Annotated in this window: 19 protein-coding genes; 10 read left to right on the top strand and 9 right to left on the bottom strand. The window is 71.6% G+C overall.

Annotated features, from left to right (window positions below; all coding sequences use genetic code 11):
• Positions 1-47: 47 nt before the first annotated feature.
• Complete coding sequence (locus ACZ55A_RS34135) at positions 48-410, bottom strand: HAD-IA family hydrolase (RefSeq protein ID WP_468848590.1); 363 nt, start codon at positions 408-410, stop codon at positions 48-50.
• On the bottom strand, positions 398-1,495 hold the full coding sequence (locus ACZ55A_RS34130) for a zinc-dependent alcohol dehydrogenase (protein ID WP_468848589.1): 1,098 nt from the start codon (positions 1,493-1,495) through the stop codon (positions 398-400). Before ACZ55A_RS34130 ends, ACZ55A_RS34135 begins: the two co-directional genes overlap by 13 nt.
• A gap of 148 nt (positions 1,496-1,643) precedes the next feature.
• Between ACZ55A_RS34130 and ACZ55A_RS34125 the strand changes: the two genes are divergently transcribed.
• Together ACZ55A_RS34125 and ACZ55A_RS34120 are read left to right on the top strand one after the other, a co-directional pair.
• Positions 1,644-2,483, top strand: a complete 840-nt coding sequence (locus ACZ55A_RS34125) for an SDR family oxidoreductase (RefSeq protein ID WP_468848587.1) — start codon at positions 1,644-1,646, stop codon at positions 2,481-2,483.
• 373 nt (positions 2,484-2,856) lie between these two features.
• Positions 2,857-3,876, top strand: a complete 1,020-nt coding sequence (locus ACZ55A_RS34120; RefSeq protein ID WP_468848586.1) for an HAD family hydrolase — start codon at positions 2,857-2,859, stop codon at positions 3,874-3,876.
• 34 nt (positions 3,877-3,910) lie between these two features.
• Here the strand turns inward: ACZ55A_RS34120 and ACZ55A_RS34115 are convergent, their stop codons facing one another.
• Both ACZ55A_RS34115 and ACZ55A_RS34110 read right to left on the bottom strand, forming a co-directional pair.
• Positions 3,911-4,744, bottom strand: a complete 834-nt coding sequence (locus tag ACZ55A_RS34115; RefSeq protein WP_468848584.1) for an alpha/beta fold hydrolase — start codon at positions 4,742-4,744, stop codon at positions 3,911-3,913.
• A gap of 161 nt (positions 4,745-4,905) precedes the next feature.
• Complete coding sequence (locus ACZ55A_RS34110; RefSeq protein ID WP_468848582.1) at positions 4,906-5,955, bottom strand: HD domain-containing protein; 1,050 nt, start codon at positions 5,953-5,955, stop codon at positions 4,906-4,908.
• 352 nt (positions 5,956-6,307) lie between these two features.
• Between ACZ55A_RS34110 and ACZ55A_RS34105 the strand changes: the two genes are divergently transcribed.
• Positions 6,308-9,226 carry a helix-turn-helix transcriptional regulator gene (locus tag ACZ55A_RS34105; protein WP_468848580.1) on the top strand — a complete coding sequence of 973 codons (2,919 nt, stop codon included), beginning with the start codon at positions 6,308-6,310 and terminating at the stop codon, positions 9,224-9,226.
• 42 nt (positions 9,227-9,268) lie between these two features.
• On the opposite strand, the gene ACZ55A_RS34100 is transcribed toward ACZ55A_RS34105, so the two are convergent.
• Positions 9,269-11,797 carry a SpoIIE family protein phosphatase gene (locus tag ACZ55A_RS34100; protein WP_468848579.1) on the bottom strand — a complete coding sequence of 843 codons (2,529 nt, stop codon included), beginning with the start codon at positions 11,795-11,797 and terminating at the stop codon, positions 9,269-9,271.
• Between the two features lie 608 nt (positions 11,798-12,405).
• Between ACZ55A_RS34100 and ACZ55A_RS34095 the strand changes: the two genes are divergently transcribed.
• From ACZ55A_RS34095 to ACZ55A_RS34085, 3 genes are all read left to right on the top strand, one after another.
• Positions 12,406-13,536, top strand: coding sequence for a hypothetical protein (locus tag ACZ55A_RS34095; RefSeq protein WP_468848577.1), 1,131 nt, complete (start codon positions 12,406-12,408; stop codon positions 13,534-13,536).
• Between the two features lie 429 nt (positions 13,537-13,965).
• Positions 13,966-14,550, top strand: coding sequence for an RNA polymerase sigma factor (locus ACZ55A_RS34090; protein WP_468848576.1), 585 nt, complete (start codon positions 13,966-13,968; stop codon positions 14,548-14,550).
• Positions 14,543-15,289 carry a hypothetical protein gene (locus ACZ55A_RS34085; RefSeq protein WP_468848574.1) on the top strand — a complete coding sequence of 249 codons (747 nt, stop codon included), beginning with the start codon at positions 14,543-14,545 and terminating at the stop codon, positions 15,287-15,289. Before ACZ55A_RS34090 ends, ACZ55A_RS34085 begins: the two co-directional genes overlap by 8 nt.
• Positions 15,290-15,311: 22 nt before the next feature.
• Here ACZ55A_RS34085 and ACZ55A_RS34080 read toward each other — a convergent pair whose 3' ends face one another.
• Together ACZ55A_RS34080 and ACZ55A_RS34075 are read right to left on the bottom strand one after the other, a co-directional pair.
• Entirely contained in the window at positions 15,312-16,265 is a 954-nt protein-coding gene (locus tag ACZ55A_RS34080; RefSeq protein ID WP_468848572.1) for a serine/threonine-protein kinase, read from the bottom strand.
• Complete coding sequence (locus tag ACZ55A_RS34075; protein ID WP_468848571.1) at positions 16,262-18,124, bottom strand: ABC transporter ATP-binding protein; 1,863 nt, start codon at positions 18,122-18,124, stop codon at positions 16,262-16,264. Before ACZ55A_RS34075 ends, ACZ55A_RS34080 begins: the two co-directional genes overlap by 4 nt.
• A 410-nt stretch (positions 18,125-18,534) precedes the next feature.
• Between ACZ55A_RS34075 and ACZ55A_RS34070 the strand changes: the two genes are divergently transcribed.
• The 3 genes from ACZ55A_RS34070 to ACZ55A_RS34060 are packed head-to-tail and all read left to right on the top strand — an operon-like array spanning position 18,535 to position 20,812.
• Positions 18,535-19,179, top strand: a complete 645-nt coding sequence (locus ACZ55A_RS34070) for an ABC transporter ATP-binding protein (protein WP_468848569.1) — start codon at positions 18,535-18,537, stop codon at positions 19,177-19,179.
• Positions 19,176-20,045 carry a metal ABC transporter permease gene (locus ACZ55A_RS34065; RefSeq protein WP_468848567.1) on the top strand — a complete coding sequence of 290 codons (870 nt, stop codon included), beginning with the start codon at positions 19,176-19,178 and terminating at the stop codon, positions 20,043-20,045. Before ACZ55A_RS34070 ends, ACZ55A_RS34065 begins: the two co-directional genes overlap by 4 nt.
• Entirely contained in the window at positions 19,994-20,812 is an 819-nt protein-coding gene (locus ACZ55A_RS34060) for a metal ABC transporter substrate-binding protein (protein WP_468848565.1), read from the top strand. Before ACZ55A_RS34065 ends, ACZ55A_RS34060 begins: the two co-directional genes overlap by 52 nt.
• An 82-nt stretch (positions 20,813-20,894) precedes the next feature.
• On the opposite strand, the gene ACZ55A_RS34055 is transcribed toward ACZ55A_RS34060, so the two are convergent.
• Positions 20,895-22,619, bottom strand: coding sequence for a class I adenylate-forming enzyme family protein (locus tag ACZ55A_RS34055; protein ID WP_468848564.1), 1,725 nt, complete (start codon positions 22,617-22,619; stop codon positions 20,895-20,897).
• Complete coding sequence (locus ACZ55A_RS34050) at positions 22,616-24,367, bottom strand: CoA transferase (protein ID WP_468848657.1); 1,752 nt, start codon at positions 24,365-24,367, stop codon at positions 22,616-22,618. The genes ACZ55A_RS34055 and ACZ55A_RS34050 overlap by 4 nt, the downstream gene beginning before the upstream one ends.
• A 314-nt stretch (positions 24,368-24,681) precedes the next feature.
• Here ACZ55A_RS34050 and ACZ55A_RS34045 point away from each other — a divergent pair, with 314 nt between their 5' ends.
• Entirely contained in the window at positions 24,682-25,830 is a 1,149-nt protein-coding gene (locus tag ACZ55A_RS34045; protein WP_468848655.1) for an acyl-CoA dehydrogenase family protein, read from the top strand.
• Positions 25,831-25,838 lie beyond the last annotated feature (8 nt).

Here is a 25,838-nt window from a genome sequence, read left to right as displayed (position 1 = left end):
GGGACGATGCCCGACCGCAGCACCCGCAGCAACGGCGCCCAGCTCCTTCACCGGTATCCCGCCTCGGCGATGGCCTGGCGTGCCGCGGCCGGGCCGGTCCAGTGGTGGGCTGGTATCCCTGCTGCGCGGGCGCTGTCGATGTTGAGGGGCTGGTCGTCGAGGAACAGACAGTCGCCGGGGGTGCAGCGGAGGCGCTGGAGAAGGAGTCGCCATATGCCGTCTTCCGGTTTTGCGACGCCGACCTCTCCGGAGAACACCAGGTGGCGGAAGAGCGCGGACCACGGCTGTCGGCGGAAGAACTGGCCGTGCGAGCGGGGGGCATTGGACAGCAGGGCCAGGGCGGCCAGTTCCGGCACCACCTCAGTCGGCTTGCTGATGACATTGCCGTAGTCGAAGATCAGCCAGCGCAAGGGGAGGCCTCCCTCGCCTGGTCGCCGGGGAGCAGGAGGACCTTCATGGCTGCGTAGGAGGAGGCCGTTGCCGGCTCGGTGGGCGCCAGGGGGACGTTGAGGGCGGCGAATGCCTTGGCGTACTGGTGGAGCGGCAGTGTATGGGTGACCAGACCCTCCAGGGGCAGGTCGTGTGCCAGGTCCAGCGCTGTCTGGAACAGGTGCGGGGGGTAGGGGCCGGCGCCCACGAGGCGCACTCCGCGGGTGACGAGGGACCGTACGGGCAGCGTGACGGTGGCCGTCTCCCGCTCTCCCATGGCCACGACCGTTCCGCCGGTCGCGACGGCCTCCAGGGCGTCGGCAAGCAGGGCACCCGTGGTGTCGACGACCACATCCGGCCCGGAGTCCGCTCTCCCGGTCGCCGGCCATAGCTTCCCTGGGTGCGCCGGCAGCACCCGTGCCGTGGGAGGAAGGAGCTGACGCGCCAACTCCATTCTGACGGCGTCGCGTTCGACCACGGTGACGCGGTGCCCACGGTAGGTCAGCACCAGAGCGCAGAGCGTTCCGATGGGGCCGGCACCGATGACCAGGCAGCGGTCGGTCCAACGCAAGGACGCGGCAGTGAGGTTGTTCAGCACGCACGCCAGCGGCTCGACGAGTGCGGCGCGGCGGTAGGAGACTCCAGGCGGCAGCGGGTGCAGGAAGGGCGCCGGGATCACCACGTACTCCGCCAGTGTGCCGTCACGGTCGACGCCGACCTCGCGCCCGTCCTTCGACGTACAGTGGGCGGCCATCCCGCGACGGCAGCATCGGCAACTGCCGCAGTAGTAGGTCGGATTGATCACCACACGCGTGCCCGGGGACAGGGCGGTGACGGCTGGACCCGTTGCAACGACGTCGCCGGCGGCCTCGTGTCCGAGTACGACGCCGGAGCGGGCGGGGAAGTCGCCCAGGAGGATGCTCCGGTCCGTTCCGCAGATACCGCTGGCGGCGACCCGGACCATGACGTCGTCCGGATGGGAGAGTGCGGGCAGCGGACGGCTGGACAGGCGTAGTCCCTCGCCCGTTGCGAACACCAGGGCCTGCATTGTCGTGGGAACGTCCAAGGTTCATGCTCCTCTGGCTGGATGTATGGTCTGGGCTCTTGCCGGTTGTTGTTGCCAATCGGAGGCGTGGTGCGGACCGGTGTCGGTAGCGAACCGCCAACTGTGGGCCCGCCGGCGGGCTCAGAGATCCAGGACCGGGTGATGACTGATGAGAATCCTGCTGCTCGGTGCGTCGGGCTACGTCGGCGGAGCACTGTGGCGGAGCCTTTCCACCCGCCATACGGTGGTGGGCACCTGCACACACCGGGCCGTGCCTGGCCTGGTGAAGGTGGATCTGCGCGACGAGGCGGCGCTGTGCGAACTCGTGGGCCAGGGCTTCGACCTGGTGATCCACGCCGCCGGTCTGGTTGATCTCACCTCCGCCGAGCGTCAGCCCGCACTCGCCCATGCGCTCAATGTCCGCTCCGTGCAGGTGCTGCTCACGGCGGTGCAAGGCACCGGGACGAAGATCCTCCTCCTGTCCAGCGACAACGTCTTCGACGGCACCGGGGAGGTGTACACCGAGGAGGACCCGCGCTCGCCCGTGAACGTCTACGGGCGGACCAAGTGCGCGGCGGAGGATGTGCTGTTGGGGACGGGCGGCCACCTGGTGGTACGCATCCCGATGGTCTTCGGCCGCAGCCCTTGGGCAGACAGGTTCATGGCGCGTTTTTCCGGCCCCGTCACCCAGGCGCAGACGGACATCGTCTGCGCTCCGGTGTATCTGCCGAGCCTCGCATCGGCGTTGGAGGAGCTCTGGCACCGCCAGGGACTGCTGCACTTCGGCGGCGCCGAGGTGGTGACCCGCTTCGAGCTGATGTCGAGAGTTGCCGAGGCGCTGGCGCTCCCCACCCAGGTCGTACCGGTCCGGAACGGCGACGCTTTCGCCTGGCCGCGCCGTCCCGAACGGCTGGTGTTGCGCAGTGTTCATCACGGGCTCCTGGGTCCTGATGTGGCGACGGCTCTCGCTGACATGGCGAGCGGCGGCGGCACGGAGGGAACGGCCTGAGTCTCGCGGCGAAGACGCTGTGAGCCGGCTGTCTGCTCGTTCTCTCCTTGGTGCCTGCTTGTTGCCCTGCTTGTTCTGAGCTCGTTCTGTGCTCGCACCCCGCTGCGCATCCGGACGGGCCGGAGTGGCGCCCCGGAGAGCGGCTCCAAGGGCGGGAGAGATCCTTCACCGTATGGCTTTCACCGCCGGCCGCCCCCGGCGCGGAGGGGAATGCCGAGGTCGGGCTGTGCTGCTTGTGGTGCGGTGACCGGCGACCTCGTGGTCGCGAAGGGCCGAGGTTACGGGGTGGCCGAACTATTAGGCGTTTCTGGTTGATTCGCTGCTGGGCGCTGCTTTCAATGAGGGCCATTCGAGCCGCGGGTGGCCGACTCTTGTGCCGCCGCTTCTTCCATCACGGGGGTCCGCCTTGCCGCATCCGTATCCGTCCGGCATCTCCGCTGTGAGAGCGCTCCCATTGCGCGCCGTCCTCTTCGACTTCGACGGCACATTGTGGGATCCCGAGCCTCATATCTTCCACGCGTACGCGGAGGTCTTCCGCCGGCACGGACAGGTCCTCACAGGGAGCACATGGTCAACCGTGGTGGGCACGGTCGGGTTCGACCTGTGGACCGAACTGGAGCGGCTGACGGGCGGCCGGGTCGACCGGAAGGCGGCCGATGCCGTGGTCTCGCGCAGCACAGAGGAGCGGCTGGCGGGGCTCGGCTCGCGCCCGGAAGTGCGCCGGTGGCTGGCCGAGGTGGACCGCTCGGGCCTGACCCGGGCGCTCGTCAGCAACAGCCGCAGGCCCTGGATCGCCCGGTATCTCCGGCAGTGCGGCATCGAAAGGGGGTGGCAGGCCATACACAGTTCGGAGGGGGACCCGGACCGGGCCAAGCCCGCGCCGCATCTGTACCAGGAGGCGCTGGACCGGCTGGGGCTGCGGCCGGACGAGGCGATGGCGTTCGAGGACTCGCCCAGCGGCATCGCGGCGGCCAAGAGGGCCGGCCTGTGGTGCGTCGCGCTCGCCGACCGCGCGGTCGCGCGCTGGGGTCCGGTAGCGGTCCTGCGCTGGGGAGCATCGACGGCCGCACTGGCCGTGACGGTGGTGGCGTTGTCCCGCTCGGTCCCCCTGACCCTGATCGGCTGGACCGTGTTCGGGGCCGGACTTGCCGGCTGCGTCCCTCAGCTCTTCAGCGCGGCAGGCCACGCCGACCGCGACGCCACCGCAGCCAACGTCTCCCGCGTCGCCGGCCTCGGCTACCTCGGCATGCTCGCCGGACCGGCCGTCGTAGGCCAGCTGACCCACTTCGCACCGCTCAACCTCACGTTCTTCCTGCCGGCCGGATTCTGCCTCCTCGCGGTCGGCGCGGCCGGCCTCCTGCGGGACCGGGGCACGGCTCCTCGCGCTCTCTAGTGCCGTGACCGGGACTTCACCGGGTCGGTGGGCGTTACCGCGGGTTCTGGAGGAAGGCGAGGAGAGCGGCTGTGAGTTCGGCGGGTGCGTCTTCTTGGACAAGGTGGCCCGCTCCGGCGATTGGCTCAAGTCGCGCGCCCGGGATGCGGGCGGCGAGCTCCCGCCCCTTCGCCATCGGAATCCAGGTGTCGTCCTGGCCCCAGCACACCAGCGTCGGGATGTCGATCTCGCCGTACCGGTCCTGCACCTCGTCGGTGTAGCGCTGGTCGGCCTGGGCGATCTGCCGGTAGAAGGCTGCCTGGCCGAGGTCGCCGAGCCAGGGCCGGACGAGCCGGTCGAGGACTGTCGGGTGCAAGCCGGGACTGCTGGCCGAACTTACGTACTCGCGCACCAGGGCGTGGTGCAGCGCGGGCGGCAGCTGTTCGAAGACCTCGGAGTGTTCGCCGACAAGCCGGAAGAACGGGGACCCCCACGGCGCCAGCGCGACCGGGTCGATCAGAGCGAGCGCGCGATAGCGGGCGCCGTGCAGCAGATGCGCCCGCAAGGAGACGGCACCGCCGAAGTCGTGGGCGACCACCAGGGGTTCCGCCAGGTCCCAGTGCACCAGGAGTTCGGTGAAGGCCCTGCCCTGGGCAGCCAGGGAGACATCCTGGCCGGCGTACTTCTCCGATGCTCCGTAACCGGGCATGTCCCATACGAATACCTGGTGGCGGCGGGCGAGTGAGCGGGCCACGGCCCGCCAGACATACGAGGAGAAGGGTGTGCCGTGGAGGAGCACGACCGGATCCTGGCCGGGTTGTCCGAGGCTGCCCCAGCGGACGTCCCCCGACGTGCTGCGGAATGTCTCGGCCAGTTGCCATTCACTCACGGGTGCTGCTCCTCTCGATTGTTGCCTCCGGCCCAACCGGGTCGATCAAGCGGGGTTCAGCCCGGACGGCACCGTCACAGGTCGTCAGCGCCGTGCTCGGGCGGAAAATTTCGCCCAGTTTCCTGGTCACACGGGGACGGCCTCCCTCCCGCTGAGGGACCTCAGCTCCACCACACGCGGAACTCGGTGGACAACGACCTCAGAGCGTCCAGCTCAGCCGCCAGTTCGGGCGCGGCCACCTCGATCCGCTGCCCGTCCACCAGCGGCGCGGAGCTGTAGATCTTGCGTAGCGAGAAGTCCCAACCGGAAGGTGCCCCGGGAGTACGTCCGGCCATGACCTTCAACCGGTGCGGCTCGTACCGGATCATGGTGCTCTCCGCTCGCGTGAGGGCACAGGAGTCGAACGCGGACCACAGTTGCGGATCGGTCATCCGGGCGAGCTCGGCCGGGGTGAGGGCCGTGTGGTCGAGCAGTTGGCAGGCCAGGCGCCGGACCACCGAGGCCGGGCCCACGTTGTCCCACGAGGTGTGCAGCCGTGCTTCCGCGCAGATCAGGCCGACAAGTGAGGCGGCGGTCACGCGGTCGGCCGACACCGCGGAGTCCTTGAGAGCGAGCCGGCGCAGCACCACGGCCGGATCGGTGTCGAGACGCCCGGCGGCACGGCCACTACGCACATAGGAGTCGAGATGGTCGAGATTCAGCAGGCCGGTGCGGTTGGTGAGGGGCGAGGGCGGCTGTCCGCCGAGTGCGGCGATGACCGCCTCGGTACGGATCCCGTGCTTCTCCAGCACAGGGTGGATGGGGTCGGTCCGCAGCAACTGCAAGCCGATGGCGTGGTGGTTGAGGCCGGCAACGCCTTCGAAGGTGTGGCTCAAGGGCAGATGGCCGATGTCATGCAACAGCGCCGCGACCCGGAGAAGTTCGTCCTGCGGACGGAAGTGCGCCACCAGCGCGAGTACACCGAGGGTGTGCTCAAGCCTGGAGTACGACTGCAAGGTGCTGATCGTCGAGGCCCCGCCGTGCGCGACGAAGTGCAGGCGCCGTAGCGGTTCGGTACGCAGCAGGGCGACTTCCACGGGGTTCAGGCCGACGGATATCCGCCACAGCGGGTCGGTGAACTCCGAGGACAGGCCCACCACATTGGTCGGGACGGGCCGCGCGGCGGTATCCCCGGAGCCCTGCGTCGAGCTCTGGTCCATTTGACTGTCCACCGGGCCACCCTAGGGCGGACACCGGTGCAGGTGCCGGTCGTCGGATGTGCCGGGCAAGAACGGATGGTGCCACTCCGGTTAACGTTCCGTGACCGCCCGGGACCCAAGGCGTGCGCCGTACCACCACGTACGGTGTGCCACCTGCCCCACTACGTATACGGCTTCCACCTCGCCCAACAGGGCAATCTCTGTCCAAAGAAGATATCCGCCGTCGCACTGGCAACCTGCGTCCCCGAGCGGGCGTCTAGCAGACCGAGCGACGGAAAGTGAGCACCGGATGGACAGGCGCCGACGCGATACGACGAATCCGGATCACCAGGGCCTTTCCTCCGAGCCGGCGGCTTGGCCCTTCGTGGGACGTGCCAAGGAGCTGACTGCGCTGAAGGCGGCGGCCGAGAATGTCCGCACAGGGCGGTTGCAGGTCGTACAGCTCGACGGGCACGCCGGCATCGGCAAGACCGCCCTGCTCCACCACTGGCTCGACGAGCTCCCCGACTTCCTGGTCCTGCGGGCGCGTTGCCGCGCGCTCGAGCGTGATTTCGCCTTCGGTACGGTACGCCGGCTGCTGCGTTCGCTGCTCGCCGCCGCCTCCGACGTCGAGCGCAGGACCCCGTTGAACGGCGCCGCAGAACCGGTGGTGCACATGCTCTCCCCGGAGAACCGCCCGCACCACGACGTCGCCGCCCGCACCGACGGGGCCGAGACGCTACTGAGCCTCAACCACCTGGCCTTCCACCTCTCGCGTCATCAGCCGCTGGTGCTGGCGATCGACGATGTGCAGTGGATCGACCCGCCGTCGCTGCGGTGGCTCGCGGGCCTGGTGCACCAGGCGGACGCACATCCCGTACTCCTGGCCGTCACCACGCGCACCGGCGAAAGGCCCACGCCCGAGCCGCTGTTCAACGAGCTGGCCCACCCCTCGGTATGTCGCACCATCCCCCTGAAACCGCTCGCACCGACCAGCGTGGAACGCCTCGTGGCGGAGGTGTTCGACAACCAGCGGGTGGATCCGTCCTTCAGCTCCGCCTGCCACGCCGCCACCGACGGCCACCCGCTCTTTCTGCGGGCCCTGCTGTGCGATGCCCGGCGCAGCGGCATACAGCCCGACGGCAAGGGCCGCGACAGTATCAAGACCTTCGGTCTGCACACGCTCCATCAAGCGATCATGCACCGGCTCTGCCAGGGGTCGAAGGACACGCTCACACTGGCCCGTGCGCTGTCCGTACTGGGCGATCGCAAGCCACCCGAGCTGCTGGCGGCCTACTGCGGCAAGGGCGAGGCCGTGATCCGGTGCGCCGCTGCGGAGCTGCACTCCCTCGGCCTGCTGCGCGCCGGCGACGACCTGTGCTTTGTGCACCCCGTCGTCCGGGACACCGTACTGGCCCAGTGGTCCCCCCAGGAGGTGGGTGAGGCCCATGCCCGGGCGGCACGGGTGCTCCACCTCGGCGGGCGGCCCGACGAGGAGGTGGCTGCCCATCTCCTGGCCGCCGGTCCGGTCCAGGGCGGCTGGGCGGTGGCCGTGCTGCGCCGGGCCGCCGAAGTGGCGGTGCGCAGGGGCGCCGCCGAGACCGCCGTGACATATCTGCGCCATGTGGTGCACCAGCCGTGCGCGCCGGAGGAACGGGCACAGCTCCTCCTGCAACTCGCCATCGCCTCCAGCCGCTATGACCCGGGCCTCGCGGTGTCGTACGCGGCGGCGGCGCTGGAGGGGCTGACCGACGGCTCGCTCCGCGCGAAAGCTGTCGGCGTCCTCACGTACTCCTCTCTCCTGTCCCGAAACCACCGCGGGCCGGCAGCGGGGCTGGACAGCCTGACCGCCGAACTGTCCACACCGGCGGTTCCCGCGCCCAGTGCCCGCGAGCGGCGGCTGCGCAAGGAGGCGCTGCGCTGGTGGCTGGAGTTCGAGCGGCCCTCCCTGCGGACCGCATCAGGGCAGTCGGGCGCTCCGCTCGACGTGGACCTGACGGGCAGCACTCCGGGGGAACGACAGCTGCTGGGCATCCGGGCGTTCGACGCCCTGCGGGCGGGCAAACCGGCCAAGGACGCCACCGAGCTGCTCAACCGCGCCTGTGTCAATCTGCCCATGTTCTCCCCCGACCTGTTCCCGCTGCACTACTGCGTGGCTCGCTCCCTGCTCCATCTCGACCAGCTCGACCGGGCCGAGCAGTTCTGCGCGCACCTGCTGCGGGAGACCAGGGCAAGGCGCCTCGACCTCCTGTCGTCGTCCCTGCTCGTCTACAAGGCAAGCATTCTGTTGTCCAGGGGCGACATCGGGGAGGCAGCCGCCACGGCCCGCGCGGCGGCCGAAGGACCGTGTCCGAACGGCGAACCGCCGTACCGGCTGTCCTTGGACACCATCAGAATCGACACGCTTGTGGAGCAGGGCGATCTCGAGAGGGCCGAGAGCATCGCTGCCAGGCACTCCGGCACCGACCCTGCCGATATCTCCTGGGAGTGGACCCGTTTCCTGATGAGCCTGTCGGCGCTGCGCACCATCCGGGGCGACCTCCACGGAGGCCTGTCGCTCCTGCGGGAGTGCGGTCATCACCTCACGACGGCCGGCACCCTCAGCCCGGCGATGCTCCCATGGCGCTCCCGCGCCGCCGCCCTCCACCTGGCACTGGGCCGTCGTCGCGACGCACATGCCCTCCTGGAGGAGGAGCATGATCTCGCGAGGCGCTGCGAGATCCCGCGCGCCATCGGACTGGTGCTGCTCGCCCAGGGGACGATGACGGACGGGACGAGAGGCCTCGACCTGCTGGCTGAGGCGGTGAGCACGTTGGAGCGTACGCCCGCCCGTCTCGAACTCGCCCGCGCTCTGCACGCTTACGGGCGTGCGCTGATGCAGCGCGACGACAAGGCCGGTGCGCGTACCGCTGTACGTCGCGGGCTGGACATCGCCACCGCATGCGGGGCCACCTCGCTCGCACAGCGCCTTCAGCAGAGGTTGCACGACGCAGGCGGCCGAGCCACCACGCGCATGCCGCACCCCGGTGGCGATTTGACGCTCAGCGAGGAGAGGGTCACCGCCTTGGCCGTCCGGGGCTACAGCAACAAGCAGATCGCGCAACAACTGTTCGTGTCCCTCCGGACCGTGGAGACCCACCTCACCCGTGCCTACCGGAAGCTGCACATCGCAGGGCGCTCCCAGCTCGTCGCCGCGCTCAGCGACGTCGCACACGACGCACCGTCGCGGACCGGCGATCACGGCCGGCACGGATGGTCCACGGGAGAATCCGGGCGGCGTTACGACGGGGGCTCCTTCCACTGACGGCAACTGCCGGCAACTGACGGGAGGCAGGGCGGGTTGTCGTCAGGGCCCGGCCGCCGAGTCGGGATGACGGTCGGCACGAGTCCTGGCCGAGGGGTCGTCCCGGTGTCCTGCCGCGGAGCCGCATTCGGTGAGGAGCAGGGCGATGTCGTCGGCCCGGTAGGAGGAGCGCCGGGCGTTGTGCAGCAGCCGGTCGGCGAGTTCGTCCAGGGAGTCCGCGCGGGCATGGGCCAGGGAGGCGCGGAGGCGGTCGATGCCTACGTCGATGTCGGTTCCGGGTTCCTCGACCAGACCGTCCGTGTAGAGGGCGAGGACGGATCCCGGTGGCAGGTCGATCCGGGTTGTGGGGTAGGCGCTTTCGCGCTCCACGCCGAGGAGGGGACCGATGTCCAGGTCGAGGATGGCGGTCCTCCCGTCGGGGCGGCGGAGCAGGGGTGGCGGGTGGCCGGCGGTGACGGCGTGGGCGTGGTGGGTGTGGGGGTCGAGGTGGAGGTAACAGCAGCTGGCCAGCAGCCCGGGGTCGAGGTCGAAAAGGGCTCGGTTGGTGCCCGCCATCACGTCGCCGGGGGGATGGCCCACGGCTGCGAAGGCCCGTACCGTACTGCGCAGTTGGGCCATGGTGGCCGCGGCGGCGATGCTGTGGCCCTGCACATCTCCGATGACGAGACAGACCCCGTCGCTGGTGAGGATGACGTCGTACCAGTCTCCTCCGATGTCCATTTCGCTGGTGCCGGGCAGGTAGCGCGCGACGGTGCGGATGCCGGGGATCGCCGGCAACCGGTGTGGCAGGAGCGCGTGTTGCAGGCCGCGGGCGACGGCGAACTCCGCGTCGTAGAGCTGCGCCCGTTCCAGGGCCTGGGCGATCAGGCCGGCGAGTGCGGTGAGGACGCCGCGGTCTCGCTCCGTGAACCGGTGCATGGTGTCGAAACCCAGGACGCAGATGCCGACAGGGCGGCTGGAGGCGATCAGCGGCAGGTACGCCCAGGAGTTCGCCTCGCCCGTGGGGGTGCCCGGATAGTTCTGGGAGAGGTCCTGCCGCGATTCGATGAAGAGCGGGGTGCCGGAGGTCAGGGCCTCCGTACCCGGCCGGCGGGCGTGCAGCGGTGCGCCCTCCAGCCAGTCGAGGAAGTCTTCGTGCTGGCCGGTGTGGAAGAGCCGGTGCATCGCTTTGTTGCGGACCACGTAGATCGCCAGCTGCTGGCCTCCGAAGGCGGGCAGGAGCTGGTCGGAGACGACTTCGCAGACCTCGCGTGTGGTGACCGCCTCGGTCAGCGCGCTGCCGAGCTGGAGGACGTGGTGCATGACGCCCAGGCGCGTCGGGGTGGCGGCGGTTGTTGACTCGGCCGAGGAGGCGGCGGGCGTGGAGGCCGAGGGTGGCTGGCCGAGGGGTGCCACCCGGCCGGTCACTCCGTCCGCCTCAGGGTGGAGGGAGAAGGCGAGCCAGCGGTCGGGCGAGGGGCTGGCCAGGAAGGAGCCCGGCGCCTGCGAGATCATCGCGGACCGGTGCCGGGACTCGACGTCGGGATCGGAGAGCCACGGCAGCACGTCCCAGAGCACCTGACCCAGCAGCTCGTCACCGGAAACGCCCAACAGCTGTAGGGCGCTGTGGTTGGCGTAGGTGACCCGCCCGTCAGGGGCGAGGGAGAACACTCCGTCCCGCAGCCGTTCGACCGTCGCGACGGCCGTGCTGCCGGCATGGGCGTCGACAACCGCGCCGACCAGGTGGGTACCCGCCCGCGCGCCGTCGGCCTCCGGTACGCGGCCCCACAGCTCCACCGTGCGGTACCGCTCGCCGCCGTCCCCACGATCCCGAACGCGCAGGCGCCGCGCGGCGATCCGGGCCCCGGCAGCGGCGTCCCGGGCCGCGGACAGGAAGGCAGCGAGATCACCGGGGTGCAGGCAGGCGGCGAGCGTTTCGGCCCGTCCGTCGAAAGCGCGTGGGTCGAGGCCGAAGATCGCGCAGAACTCGTCGTCCACGGAGAGGATGCCGGAGTCGACGTCCCAGCCGAACAGGCCCACCCGCACGGCCGCCGCCGAGGGAGCCGGCGTCTCGGCGGGAATCGTCTCCAGGTCGCCTTCAACAGGATCGCCGGTACGGGCGCGGAAGGCGACGAGGGAGTCCCCGAGCCGGTTGGCGACGGCCCGCACGTGGCGGCGCCGGGCCCTGGAAAGCCCTTCGCTGCCGGGCGTCGCCGCCCAGACGATCGACAGCGCCCCGAAGGTCTCCCCACCTGCGGCCACCGGCACGGAGCAGGAGCCGAAGGCGTACGGCAGAGCCATCGCGAGCTGGGGATAGCGGCGCGCGGTGTCCTCGGCGTCGGCCAGATGGACCGTGCGGCCCGAGCGGTACGCCGTGGCGACCGGGATGGGACTGCTCACCGGGATGAGGCGCCAGCCGCCGAGCAGGGAGGGCGGCACCCCGTACGTCGCGGCGAGCACGAGCGACCGGCGGTCGCAGGAGCGGAGAAAGGCGCTCCCCGCGTACGCGCTGGTTCCTGCGACGGCTTCGACAACGGCTGTCGCGAGCAGACCCTCCCGCTCCGCCGTCTCGCCGACGGTCGTCCCGCGCATACCTCCAGTGTGCGCCCGAGCCGTGTCCCGGGCCGCGCGCCTCACGGCGTGCACCGTCCGCCGGACCGACCACATCCCCGAATTCCCCTACCAGACGACTCCGGCCGGAATTCACGGAAAGGCGAGGTCCGGCCCCGGGCCGTCGGACGAGGAGAGCGCGGAATCTCTCCATTCCACGGCCGCCTCCGGTATCCGCCGGAAACGGACCCGGACACTCCCGGACGATTTCCGGCCATTGGCCGGCGGAACCGTCCCGCATTGTCATGGGTGCGGTAGGAAAGGGGCCGGTCCGCGGAACGGCGTCCGGCCCGCCCCGCGGGCCTGAACCGTCCGCCCGTGGAGCGGTGTGCACCGTCCGGATGCCGTGGCGCCTTTCCCTCTGATCTCCCGCACTGATTCCGGAAGCTCCCGTAAACCACGGGACGGGAACCTCCGGAAAGCAAGGGGATGTCCCGGGAAGCCATGGGATCCCGGGAAGGCCGGGAAATCCGGGGAAGCCAGAGGATATCTGCGAAGGTCGGGGGAATTCCCGGCCCACCACGGCCGTGATGGGGCTCATTCCAATGTTGACGGTGGTCATTCCAGTGTTCTCGGAAACGGAGATCATGATGCGAAGACACATCCGTGCCGCGGTGGCGGTTGTCGCGACCGCGCTCCTCACTCCCCTGCTCACGGCGAGCCCGGCGCCGGCCTCGCCGGCCCGGCCCACCGACGGCGTCCGCAAGCCCGCGGACTGCCGACCCGCCCTCCAGGTCCTGGCCTCGCTGCCCGGTTCAGGAGGCAGCCAGGTCAAGGGACTCGGGCCGAAAGCCCTGGCGGTGGGGGCGTCGCGCGGTCTGCCCGTGTACTGGACCGGTACCCGGGTGCACCGCGTACCGCTGCCCGCCGGATTCACCGGCGGTGAGGTCGCGGCCGTCAACGCGAAGGGGCTGATGGTCGGGTCGCTGCGCGGCGCCGGCCGTACCGCCGCCTTCAGCTTCCGCGCCGGGGCCCGCACGGTGACCCTGCTGCCGGAGGGAGCCCACGCGGCGGACGTCAACGACCGGGGTCTGATCGTCGGCGACGCGGTCAGGAGCGGCACCCTCGTCGGTCTCGAATGGGAAGGCGCCCGGATCCACCGCCGGCTCGCGCCGCCCGCCGGCTACTCGCTGACCTCGGTGACCGCCATCAACAACGCCGGGCAGATCGCCGGTTCCGGCGAGGCCGTCAAGGACGACGAATCGTGGTCGGCGGGTCTCTTCTGGTCCGCCCGGAGCGGCGCCGCGGCCGTACCGCTCCAGCGGTTCTGGCCCGCGGGAGTCCCCTACGACTTCTGGTACCCCCGGGACATCGACCGCGCCGGACGGATCGTGGGCACCCATGACTTCACCCGGCTGGACACCCGGACCCCCACCCAGTGGCTTCCGCCGTACACGACCGAGAGCGAACCGGGGCTGCTCGGGAAGCGCACCAGCGGCACCTTCGAGGCCATCAGCCCCACGACCAATGTGAGCGTGGGCACCGCTCTGGACAGCTACGTGGTCGGGCCGTTCCCGCCGGAGACGGCGCCTCCGGCACAGGCCCAGATATGGCCGGGTACCGGCCCCCTGCTGGCGCTGCCCCGGCTCTCCCCGAAGGGCGCCTCCGAGGCGTATGCCGTCAGCGACGACCAGCGCGTCGGCGGCTCCGCGGTCGACGCCGCGTCGATTCCCCGTGCCGTCGTCTGGACCTGCGCGCTGCGGCAGGCGTACCGGCCCTGACTCCCGGTGCCGGTCATGACTTCCCGGTGCCGGCCGTGACCTTCCGGTGCCGTAGATGACGTCCGGGGCGCCCGGCGGGCGGGCCGACGCCGGGCGCCCCGCCCCCACCGACCGACCGACAACTCCGCAAGAAATAAATCTGGTTGACCGCCGCAGAGCAGAACGCGGAAGGCGGTGAGCCGGCATCGCGGCAGCTGCGCTCGGGGTCCTCTTCGTGCGGAAGCTGTACCACATGCAGCACACGCGATGAGATCCGCCCGGCACGTTCAGTAACCGCCGTCGCTCTTCGGAGATCAGCCCGGAACCGGACCCGCGTGGCCATGGGAGTGACCGCCGAGGTGGACCGGGGTGGAACCGGAGGACAATAGGAGGGTGGTTTCCCGCCGTCGCCAGGCAATCCGCCGGCCGGGACGGTCCGTATATACGGGTATGCAGGGGTTTGGGTTCCCAGTAGGCCGCCTCCCGGACGAGGCTCTGCTGTCCGGACTGGCCACCGGCGACCCAGAACTCGCGGTCACTTTCGTACGGCGGTTCCAGCACAGGGTCTTCGGTGTCGCCCTCGCTGTCCTCGGCGATCCACAGCTCGCCGAGGACATCGCCCAGCAGACGTTCGAGCGCGCATGGCGGCACGCGCAGATCTATGACTCCCGCCGGGGATCGGTGGCGACCTGGCTGACGACCATTGCGCACAACCTCGCCATCGACGCCATGCGCTCGCGTCGGCCGGAGCCGATGGCACCCGAAGATCTCGACGCGCTCCTCGGTGTGGTGACCGAGACCCCGGAGCAGCAGGCGCTCGCCGACGAGGCGTCGTCCAGGCTGCGGGCCGCCGTGGCCCAACTGCCGCGCGAACAGGGCCGCGCCCTGGTGATGGCGGGCATCTACGGAATGACGGCTCAGCAGATCGCCGACCGGGAGAACATCCCTCTGGGCACGGCCAAGACGCGGATCAGAACGGCGATGGGGAAACTGCGGACCACGCTCGCGTCTCCGAAGCGAGGCGACCATGTCTGAGAACGTGACCTGCCAAAAGCTGCTGGAGGTCGGCGCCGAGCTGGCGCTGGGAGTTCTCCCGGCCCGAGAGCGGGCCGAGGCGGTGGCGCATCTGGACCGCTGCGCCCACTGCCGGGAGTACGTGGGGCAGCTGACGCTCGTCAGCGACGGGCTGGTCGGCCTGCTGCCGGGCCGTGAGCCGCCGGTCGGGTTCGAGACCCGGGTGGCGCGGTCCCTGGCCCGGCCCGCGGCGACGCACGACGGTCGCCGGCACTTGCGGGGGCTCCGTCGCAGGCGCATGGGGCGCCGCGGGCGGGTACGGCTGCGGTTCGCCTCCGCCGTTGCCGCCTCCGCGCTGGCCTTCGGGTTCGGCGGCTGGGCCGTCGGTACGGCCATCGAGAATGCGGCAGCCCCTTCGCAGTCCGTGGTGGTCGGTTCGGGAATGCTGCGCGGGGATCTGATGGCGGCCGGTGCCGATCGACAGCCGTCCGGTGAGATCTTCGTGCATACCGGAGCGCCGGCCTGGTTGTACATGTCCGTCGACCTCGACGACGCCGGGATCCCGTACAGCGGGAAGGTCACGTGTGTGCTGGAGCGGACGGACGGCACCACCGTGCGGGTCGGCACATTCGCCCTCCACGACGGCTACGGCTACTGGGGAGCCCCCATACCGGTGGACCCGTCCACCGTCTCGGGCGCTCGCCTGACCTCGGCCGACGGCACCGTCCTCGCCACCGCGCACTTCCAGTCGACGCCGTAGACGTACAGGCATGCAGTAACCGTCATGCGTGTGCCGCGTGGCGCCGCTGCCACGGCAGGACGGCGTCGAAGGCGGCGGCGAGTTCCCGGACCGGGGGCCGGGCGGCCGGATCGGGCCGCAGGCAGTCGTCGACGGCTGTGGCGAGAGCACGCGGCAGGCGTCGGCGGGACCCGATCGGCGGGGCCACTTCCTCAAGCTGCGGATACCGGTCGTCCGGGCCGGTGGCGTCGTCACCGGTGCCGTCCGGCCACTCCTCCCCCGCCTCGTCCACGTCCTCGTCCTCGTCCTCGTCCGCGTTCTCATCCACGTTCTCGTCCATGGGCTCACCGCAGTCGAACGGCAGGTCACCGGTGGCGACTTCGTACAACGTGACGCCGATCCCCCACACATCGGCGGCGGCCGTCAGCGGCCCGCCGCGCGCCTGCTCGGGAGCGAGATAGCAGAACGTGCCGACACCGGCAGGAGCGAGGCCGGGCGGCCGCGCGACGCTGAGGTCGAGCACCTTGGCGTGCCCGCAGTCGACGACGACGTTGGAGGGCTTGAGGTCGAGGTGCAGCAGGCCCTGACCGTGGAGGTAGTGGATCGCGGAACACAGGTGCACGCCGAGGAGGGCCACGTCCTCGGCCGACGGCCGGCGCCGCAGCCGGTGGATGAGATGGGACAGCGTCTCGCCGGTCAGCGTCTCCAGCACGACGAGCGGCTCGGGCGACTCGAAGGTCTCGTACGCGCGGACCAGGTGCGGATGGCTGAAGGCCCCCAGCCAGCGGCCCTCGCGCAGCAGCCGCTCGCGCAGCCGCTCCTCGTGGCGGCGGTCGGGGCGTACGACCTTGAGCACGCACCGGCAGTCCCGTTCCTCGCTCCAGGCGTCGTACAGGTCGAGCCAGCCGGTCCGCGCCAGGTGCGCCAGGACCTCGTAGCCCGGGGCGGGCCTCTGGCCGGGTGCCAGGGGCGGAGCCGGTGGTGCGGTGGCACTCATGACGGCACCTTGCCCGTGAGCGGGGCGCCCGAGAGCGCGGGACCGGTCACCGCGTTCAGGCGGTGCAGCCGGGCGTAGGTCCCGCCGTGCGCGAGCAGGTCGTCGTGTGTGCCGCGCTCGACGACCCGGCCGTGGTCGAGCACCACGATGCAGGTGGCATCGCGGACGGTGAGCAGATTGTGCGAGATGACGATGGTGGTCCGCCGGGCCATGAGCCGGCGCAGCGGTTCCATGATCCGGCGGCCGGACTGGGCGTCGAGCCCCGTGGTGGGTTCGTCGAGCAGCAGTACCGGGGCGTCTCTGATCATCGCGCGGGCGATCGCGAGGCGCTGGCGCTGCCCTCCTGACAGGGTCCGGCCGCGCTGGCCCACCACGGTGTCATAGCCGTCCGGAAGCAGCCGGATGAACTCGTCCGCATCGGCGGCGCGGGCCGCGGCCACGATCTCCGCCTCCGTCGCGTCCGGGCGGCCGTAGGCGCTGTTCTCCCGCACGGTGCCGTGGAAGACCAGCGTCTCCTGGAGTACCACCGCGACGTTCTCCCGCAGCTCGGCCAGCCGTACGTCCCTCAGATCGGTCCCGTCGAGGCGGACCACGCCCTGATCCGGGTCGTAGAAGCGCAGTTGCAGCTTCGCGACCGTGGACTTGCCGGCGCCGCTCGCCCCGACCAGCGCCAGCGTCCCGCCGGGCGCCACGTGGAAGGTCACCCCGGACAGCGCCCACCGGGACGTGCCCGGATAGCGGAAGGAGACGCCGTCGAACGCCACGTCGCCGCGGGCCCGTCCGAGCCGCCGGGCGGCGGAGGCCTCGACGACCTGTGGGCGCTGGTCCAGCAACTCGATGATCCGCTCGGCCGAGGCGGACGCCGCGTAGAACGTGTTGCTGAGGTGGGACAGATCGCGGAGCGGACTGTAGAGCTTGCTGATCAGTGCGAGGAAGACCAGCAGGCCGCCCAGTGTGAGCTGCCCCTGTGCCAGCTTCCAAGTGCCGAGGGCCATGACGGCCAGCGCGCCGCTCACCTCGATGACCTCGACGATCGGCCCGTAGACCGCGCGGATCCGGGCCGACGTCATCGCCGCCCGGAACTTGCCCACGCTCTCGCGCTCGAACCGGCGCTGCTCCCAGCCCTGCCGGTTGTACGCCTGCACCAGGGCGACGTTGCCGAGCGACTCCTCGGCGATCGCGCTGATCGAGCCGCTGCGGCGCCTGCGCTCCCGTGACGCGTCCTTGATCAGCCGGGAGAAGTGGCGGGCCGCCCTCCAGAAGAGCGGCGCGATGACGAGCGCGAGGAGGGTCAGGTCCCACCGCAGGTAGAAGAGCAGACCGAGGAAGACGCCCACCTGGACCACGTAATAGAGGGCGTTGGCCACGCCCGAGAGGAGGAACGTCTCGACCGCATCGACATCGCCCGTGACACGCGACAGTACGTCCCCCAGCCGCCGTCGTTCGAAGAACCCGAGCGAGAGGCCCTGGACGTGCCGGAACACATCCGCCCGCAGGGCCAGCAGAAAGCGCTCACTGACCCAGGTGGACGTCACATCGTCGGCGAACCCCAGAACGCCGGAACCGATGACGAGTCCCAGGTAGGCCAGCGCGATCCACAGGAAGGGGCCCAGATCGCGCGGGACGAGCACCTCGTCCACCACGACCTTGAAGAGCCAGATCTCGGCCCCGTCGAGCACGGGCCCGAGCATGCTGAAGCAGAGGAGGACAACCAGCCAGCGTCGGCCACCGCGCGTATAGGGCCAGAAGCGCCGGAAGATCCCACGCAGGGGCACCGGTGGTGCGGCAGCGACGATGGCATCGGGATCCTCGCCCACCGACAGCAGACGCCGCAGAACATGCCGCGGGACACGCGCCATGGGCATGCATTCCTCAAAGATCGCGGGCCCAGCGGACCGGAGCTCAGGGCTCCGGCCCGCTCAGCCGTCCTGTGCGGTTACCGGCGCCCATGGGTGCTGGTACGGCGACGGCGGTGACGACGACGGCGGCGCTTGCCACTGGTGTCGCTGCGCCGTGAGCTCGTGTCCTTCCTGTGGTGATCGTGTTTCGCCGGAATGAGGTAACTGAAGATCGCCATGAGCTTCCCTCCTGACCCACCCCCCATTGGGAGATACGACTGAGAGCACGCAATGGATCGCGCCTCAGGGAAGTTTTGGGAGGCCGGGCGGTGAAGAAGTCGTCGGTTGGCGGGAACTCGTTGCGGCGTCGGGCCGACTAGTGGGCTGTGGAACGGAGCGAGCAGCGGGCAGGGCCCCCGGAGGGGCGGCAGATGAGCGGTGCGGGCGGACTCGAGGTGCGGCTTCGGGGGGTGGTGTGCCGGCATGGCCGGCTGGAGGCGGTGCACGGCGTCGATCTTGAGGTGCGGGCCGGTGAGCGGGTGGCGCTGACCGGTACGAACGGGTCGGGCAAGACGACGCTGCTGCGGGCCGTGCTCGGTCTGCACCGGCGGTTCGAGGGGGAGATTCTGGTCGGCGGGCGGGGCAGTCGCAGCGCTGCCGAGTGGGCGTGGCGGCGGCGGGCGTGCGGGTGGATTCCGCAGCGTCCTGCGGCCGGGCGCTTCCCTTTGCTGTCAAGGGAGTTGCTGGCGAGCAGCGGTGCCCCGGCGCAGGCGGCGGAGGCGGCCGACCGGCTGGGGGTGGGCGGACTGGCGGACCGGCCGGTGGGCACCCTCTCGGGCGGGCAGTTGCAGCGTATGCACCTGGCGCGGGCCGTGGGGTGCGTGGCGGCCGGGGCGGGCGTACTGCTCGCGGACGAGCCGACCGCGGCGCTGGACTTCGCGGGGCAGGAGGAAGCCGCGGAGGTGCTGACGTCGCTGCCGGTGACGCTGCTCGTCGTGACGCATGACCGGGCGATGGCCGCGCGGTGTGACCGGACGCTGGAGATGGCGGCCGGTCGTGTGCGGGAGGTGGCGTGAGCGGGTGGGGGCAGGTCGGTGACCTGTTGCAGCTGGTCCCGGTGCAGCGGGCGGGGATCGGGCTGTTGCTCGCCGCCGCCGGACTGCCCGTCGTCGGAGTGGTGATCGTCGGCCTGGACATCATGCCGGTGCGCTTCGCGATGATGCATGTGGCGCTGCTGGGCATCGCGGTGGGGCAACTGGCCGGCCTGGACCCGGTGTTGTGCGCGCTGGTGGCGTGCGCGCTGTCCGGGGCGGGGGTGGCTCCGCTGGCCCGTACTCCCGGCGGCCTGTCGGGGGCGATGGGGCTGCTGATGAGCCTGGCGATCGCTGCCGCGCTGCTGATGCTGGCGCTCTCCGGGGTGAATGCCAACGGCGCTTTCGCGCTGCTGTGGGGCTCGATTCTGGCGGTGCGCCCGGCCGATCTCGTGGTGCTGGGCGCGCTGGCGGTGGCCGTACCGGGGCTGTTCATCTGGCGGCGCCGCGAGCTGGCGCTGCTGCTGCACGACCGGGAGCTGGCGATGTGTTCCGGCGTGGCGGTGCAGCGGCTGACCGTGGTGCTGCTGGTCCTGGTGGCGGTCGCGGTGGCCGGTGCGCTGCGGCTCACCGGCGCGTTGCTGGTGGATGCGCTGACGCTGCTGCCGGCCCTTGCCGCCCGCCGCCTGGGCCGTTCCCTGACGTCGATCACGCTCTGGGCGATCGGCATCGGCGTCGTCGTGAACGTCGTCGGCTTTCTGATCTCGCTGGCCTGGGACCTGCCGCCCGGTCCGGTGCTCGTCCTCGCCGCGGGGGCGGTCGCCCTCGTGGCACATCTCATCCCCGAACGGAGAACCTCATGGCGCACGTCCGCGTCCTCTTCCGCCCCCTCGCCGCTCTCACCGCACTGAGCGCGGGGCTGACCCTGCTGACCGGCTGCGGCGGTTCCGGTAAGGACGGTTCGGACACGGCGGACAAGCCGGGGGCGGGGTCGTCCGGCCCCGTCGTGGTCGCCACCTCCACCTGGGAGGCGGCGCTGGCGAAGGCCGCCGGTGCCAAGAACGTCAAGCACATCGTCCCCGCCTCGATCCGCCACGCGCCCGACTACGACCTGAAGCCGTCCGACCTGACTGCGGTCGCCGAGGCCGACTATGTGCTGTACGCCTCGTTCGAGCCCTGGGCCGGGCGGATCAAGGAGGCGGTGGGCTCCAAGGCCAAGCTGATCGAGCTCAACCTGGACAACACGCCCAAGGCGACCAAGGCCGAAGTGACCAAGCTGGGAAAGAAGTTCGGCACGGGAGAGGCCGCCGCCAAGTGGAACACCACGTTCGGCGCGGAGTGGGACTCCCTCGCCAAGCAGGTGAAGGCGACCTGGCCCGGCGGCAAGGCACCGACGGTGGCGTCGCAGATGTTCACCACGTGGGCGGCGAAGCTGGCCGGGGCGAAGGTGGTCGGTACGTACGGTCCCGAGGCGGTGACGCCCGCCCAGCTGTCCGCACTGTCGGCGAAGAAGCCCGCGTTCGTGCTGGACAACGAGAACATGTCGACCGGGACCGTCCTGCCCGGATCGGGCGCCAAGCAGCTGAACATCGTCAACTATCCGGGGAAGGACCTCGACCTGCTGGGGGTCTACCGCAAGGCGGCCCAGCAGATGGAGAAGGCGTTCTCGGCGTCCTGACCGCGGTAACGGTGTTCTCCGCGTCCTGACCGGGTGCCGGACCGGGGAGGGCTGTCGTACGCGGCGCCCTCCCCGGTGGCGTTCAGCCCACCTGCACCCGCTCGGCGCCGTGCCACTCCGCGGCCACCTTCTCCCGCAGCGCGGCACGGTCGGGCTTGCCCGCCGGGGTGAGCGGCAGGTCGCCGGTCACCAGCAGCAGACACTCCGGGTGCTTGCGGCGCTCCAGCCCGCGGGCGTCCAGATGGGCGCACAGGCTCTCAAGTACGGGCTGCCGACCGGGCCTTGGCACCACACACGCCGCAAGGCGCTCCCCCATCAGCGGATCGGGCACGCCGACGCACATCACGTCCCGTATGTCCGGGTGGGAGGCGAGCTCGCCCTCGACCTCCGCCGGGCTGATGTTCGCCCCGCCGCGGATCACGATGTCCTTGAGGCGGCCGACGACGCGCAGCGTTCCGTTGGCGTCCAGCAGGCCGAGATCTCCGGTCCGTACCCAGCCGTCCGCCGTGCGGTAGCGCCGGTTCAGCTCGGGCGCCCCGACGTAGCACAGCGGCGTCATCGGGCCGCGTGCGAGGATCTCCCCGGCTTCCCCACTGCCGGCCTCCCGCTCCCCTGGGGCGTCGCCGTCCAGGCGGGCGATACGGATCTCGCAGGCGGCGGGATCCGGCCTGCCCACCCTGATCCCCGGGCCCTGCTCCGCGCCGTCCTCCGGGCCCGAGCGCTCGGCGAGGCCGCTGTGGCAGTTGACGCCGTCGGCGGAACCGTAGAGGTTGACCACCGCGCAGCCGAAGGCCTGCCGGGCCTCTTCGCGGGTGGCCGCGTCGAGGGCGGAGCCGCCGAGCACCAGGGCGGTCAGCCCGGGCGGCAGGGGGCGTTCGTCCGGCATCCGGTCGAGCATCATGCGCACCATGGTGGGCACGCCCAGTACGTGGGTGGGCCGGTGGGTGCGGAGCGCGTCGAGGGCGGCGTCGGGCGTGAAACGGTCGAGCAGAACCAGGGTTCCGCCGTGCCGGGCGAGTGTGACGGCGGTTCCGTAGCTGCCGAACGCGGACGCGAGCGGTACCAGGAACAGCGCGCGCGGCGCCGTGCCCGCCCGCAGCAGCGTGGTGAACGCATTGCCGCGGCCGCCCACCAGCGCATTGTGTGCGTACGCCACCATCTTGGGCTCTGCCTCGGACCCGGAGGAGACCAGAATCCGGGCGGCCGTATCGGGGTCGGGGCGGGCGGGGGAGAAGGCGCTCGGGTCGGTACGGAGCAGACCGGCCAGTGAGCGGCAGCCGTCCGGGGTCTGGCCGGGGCCGGCCGCGATCACCGTGCGCAGCGCGTGCAATTCCTCGCATGTCGCGGCCAGTTCGGCCAGCTCGCGTGCGTGCTCGACACCCCGGTACACGGACGCGGCGATGACCGCGACGGCGCCGGAGCGGCCGAGCAGCGACAGCGCCTCCCGGCCGCCGCGCCCGACCGGGAAGGGCAGCGCGACCGCGCCGAGCGCGGCCAGGGCGAGGTCGGCCGCCACCGCCTCTCTGCCGTTGGGGAGTTGGATCCCCACCACGTCACCGGGGCGGACGCCGGCGTCGGCGAGCCCGGTGGCCAGACATCGGGCCTGGTCGTCCAGGTCGGCGTAACTGACCTCGCCCTGTGCGTCGATCACGGCCGTGCGGTGCGGGTGGGCGATCCGGTGTGCCCGGAACAGCGCGTACACATCCAGGTCGGGGCAGTGGCCCGCGGCGGCCCAGGCGCGGCGCAGCGCCGCGGGGACCAGATCGTGGAACCGCGGCGCTATCGGGGAAGGGGACGGGCTTGTCATGCGAACCTCCAGGGCGAGGGGACGACGAGGGAACCGTGCCCGTCGCGGGTGAAAACCCCCTTCAGGCGCGGGTCCTCGGGCAACGCGCCGAGATCAGCGGTCACGGCGGTGGCGGTCCGGCCCTGCGCGCGCAGCGCGGCGACCGCCTGATGTGACGTCAGTTCGCGCAGCCGCGCCGACTCGGCCGCCGCCGCGTGCGCGGCGTCATCGGCCGGTGCGAGCCAGCCGTCGGCCGTCGGCAGCGGGCGGCGGAATCCGGCCGGCCGGCGCGGGTCCCGGCCCGCCGCGGCCCGCCGCACCGCGGGCGCGGTGAGCGTCTCCGCGGCCCCGAGCAGCGAGGACTCCACCTGGACGCCGCGGCCGGTGCGGGCACGCAGCAGCAGACCGGCCAGCACGGCCTCCGCGCCGACCAGCCCGCCGAGCACATCGATCAAGGTCATCAGGGAGGGGGCGGGCGGCTCATCGGCGGGCCGGGCCGCCTCGCCGACGCCGGTGCGGGCCTGCACCATGAAGTCCGTGCCCATCGGGGCGCCGGGCAGCCGGTCCGCCCAGCCGCTGGTGTACGTGTACACCAGGCCCGGGTTGACGGACGCCAGACGGTCGGCGCCCAGCCCGAACCGCTCCGCCTTCCCCGGGGCCCAGTTGTGCAGAAAGACGTCCGCGCCGGCCGCCAGCTCGCGCAACTCGGCCTGTCCGACGGGCGACTTGATGTCGATCTCCACGGCCCGCTTGCCCCGGTTGAGGGCGAGCCAGCGGGCGGAGATGCCCGACGTGCACGGCGGCATACCGCGCAGCGGATCCCCGCCCGGCGGCTCGATCCGTACGACGTCGGCGCCGAGCAGACCGAGCAGATGGGCGGCGAGCGGGGCCTGGATGCGGCGGCCCGCCTCCAGCACCGTCAGACCGGACAGGGGCAGGTCGCCCGCGAGCGGCGAGCCCGGGGACGGCACCGGCGCCGCCCCGGCGTGCGGCGTCAGGGTCCACGGTGCGGCGGGGGCCGCTTCCGCCACCCGCCCCGCCAGCGTGCGCAGCGCGCAGACCTCGGCCCCGGACGCGGCGGCGGCCTCCTCGATCCGCGCCCAGGAGGTGGCGCCCGCCGTCCGGTGCAGCGCCTCGGGCAGGGGCGCACAGGCGGTCGCGTAACGGAACTGGAAGGCGGGCCAGCCGGTGCGTATCGCGTCCTCGGGCGCACCCAGTGCGCGCCAGAACCGGGCCCAGGGGGCGGGCTCCAGCGCCTCCAGCTCGAAGCGGGTGCCATCGGCGGCGGTGAACGGCGGGCCGCCGGGCGCGGAGGAGACCGCCTCCGCCTCCGGCGCGTTCGCCGCCGCGAGGTACTGGGAGATCGTCAGCAGCGCGGCCCGGTCGGCCCCCGTGGCGACCTCCCCGCCCGTACCCCCGCCACGGGCCCGGCCCAGCAGTCCGGCGAGCAGGCCCTGCACGGTGAGGACGGAGGCGCAGGTGGCGGCGTAGTCGACCGCGAGGCCGCGCGGTGCGCCGTTGCGTCTGCCGTGCACCTGCATCATCCCGGTGACCGCCTGGACGGTTGCCTCGTCGGCGGCGTCCGCGGCCGGCAGCACATCGGCCCAGGCGGCGTGCGCGGTGACCCCGCCCGGTCCCGGACCGGTTGCGGCGAACCGCGCGGGCCCGGTCCGCCCGCCCGGCGACTGCTGTGTCCGCGCGCCGAGCGCCCGCAGGTGGGCCAGCGCCGGCGCGGTGAGCGCCGCCGGGCCCGAAACCCGTACGTCCATCTCCTCCAATGGCTGGTTCGCGCCGATGACAGTGGGCTGACCCGCGGCATTCACGGCAATCCTCTCCGGCGGCAGTGCGCCGCGATCTCGCACGGACAGAGACGTACGGGAACCAGACGACGACCGGGGCCGACCAACTCCACGGCCAGTAAGTCGGACTGTGGGTTCACCGAGTTCCCGGTGAATGCGGAGCAAAGCCGTGCACTCTGCGGCGGAGGAAAAGCGTGAACTCTGCGGAGGAAGCCGTGCACTCTTCGAATCGTGACCAGGGCACGCCGGGCGCGGAACCGTCCCCGGACCGGGGCCGGTTCGGGCTGCCGGACTGTCCGCCCGACGTCGCCGAACTGCGCGGGCGGGTGGCGGAATTCGTCCAGCAGCGGGTGATGCCCGCCGAGCCGGTGCTCGACGCGGGCGGGCCGGCCGCACGCGCCGAACTGACAAGGCTCCAGGCGGAGGCGAAGGACGCCGGGCTGTGGGCGCTGCCACTGCCCGCCGAGTTCGGGGGTCAGGGCCTGCCGCTGTCCCGCTACGCGCATCTGGCCGAGGCCGAGGGGGCCAGCGACCACGGTCCCGCGGCCCTCGGCTCGGCTTCCCTGCTGGACGTGCTGATGCTCGCCCGCCACGCCACCGCACCCGTCCGGGAGCACCATCTGCCGCGTATCGCGGCGGGCGAGCTGCGCACCTGCTACGCGATGACCGAACCGGACACCCCCGGTACCGACCCCGCAATGACCGCCACCCGTGCGGAGCCCGGACCCGACGGGGCGTGGACCTTGTACGGCCGCAAGTGGTTCATCACGGGCGCCGGCGACGCCGACCTGGTGACCGTGCTGGCCCGCACCGGAGACGACCTGTCACTCCTGCTGACGCCCACCTCCGCGCCCGGATTCCGGGTCGTGCGTGAACTGCCGGTCCTCGGTGCGGGCGGCCAGTGGGAGATCGAACTGGACGGTGTCACCACACCCCCGGACCACCTGGTCGGCGCGCGCGGCCAGGCGCTGCGGATCGCCGGGGAGCGGCTGCGGCTCGGCCGCGTACTGCGGTGTCTGCGCTGGCTCGGACAGGCCGAGCGGGCCTTCGACCTGATGTGCACACGGGCCCGGTCGCGCACCCAGACGTCCGGTCCGCTGGCCGACCGCCAGCTCGTCCAACAGCTGGTCTTCGACGCCCTGTTGGCGATCCGTACGACCAGGCCGCTGGTGTACGAGGCGGTGGCCCGCCTGGAGGCGGGTGACGACGCCCGGCTGGAGACCGGGCTCGCCAAGGTCGCGGCGGCCCGGATGCTGCAACAGGTCGCCGATGCGGCGATCCAGGTGTACGGGGCGGCCGGGCTGGGACCGGACAGCGCGCTGCCGGGCCTGTTCCGCATGGGCCGCGCGGCGCGGCTGCTGGACGGCCCGGACGAACTGCACATCGCCGCGGTGGCCCGGCGTGTGCTGCGCGGCTACGAGGGTACGGTGTGACCTGCTCC

The sequence above is a fragment of the Streptomyces sp. NPDC034111 genome (genome assembly GCF_055575375.1).
The sequence above is the reverse complement of the archived record's forward strand: the minus strand, read 5'-3'. Positions and strand labels throughout refer to the sequence as shown.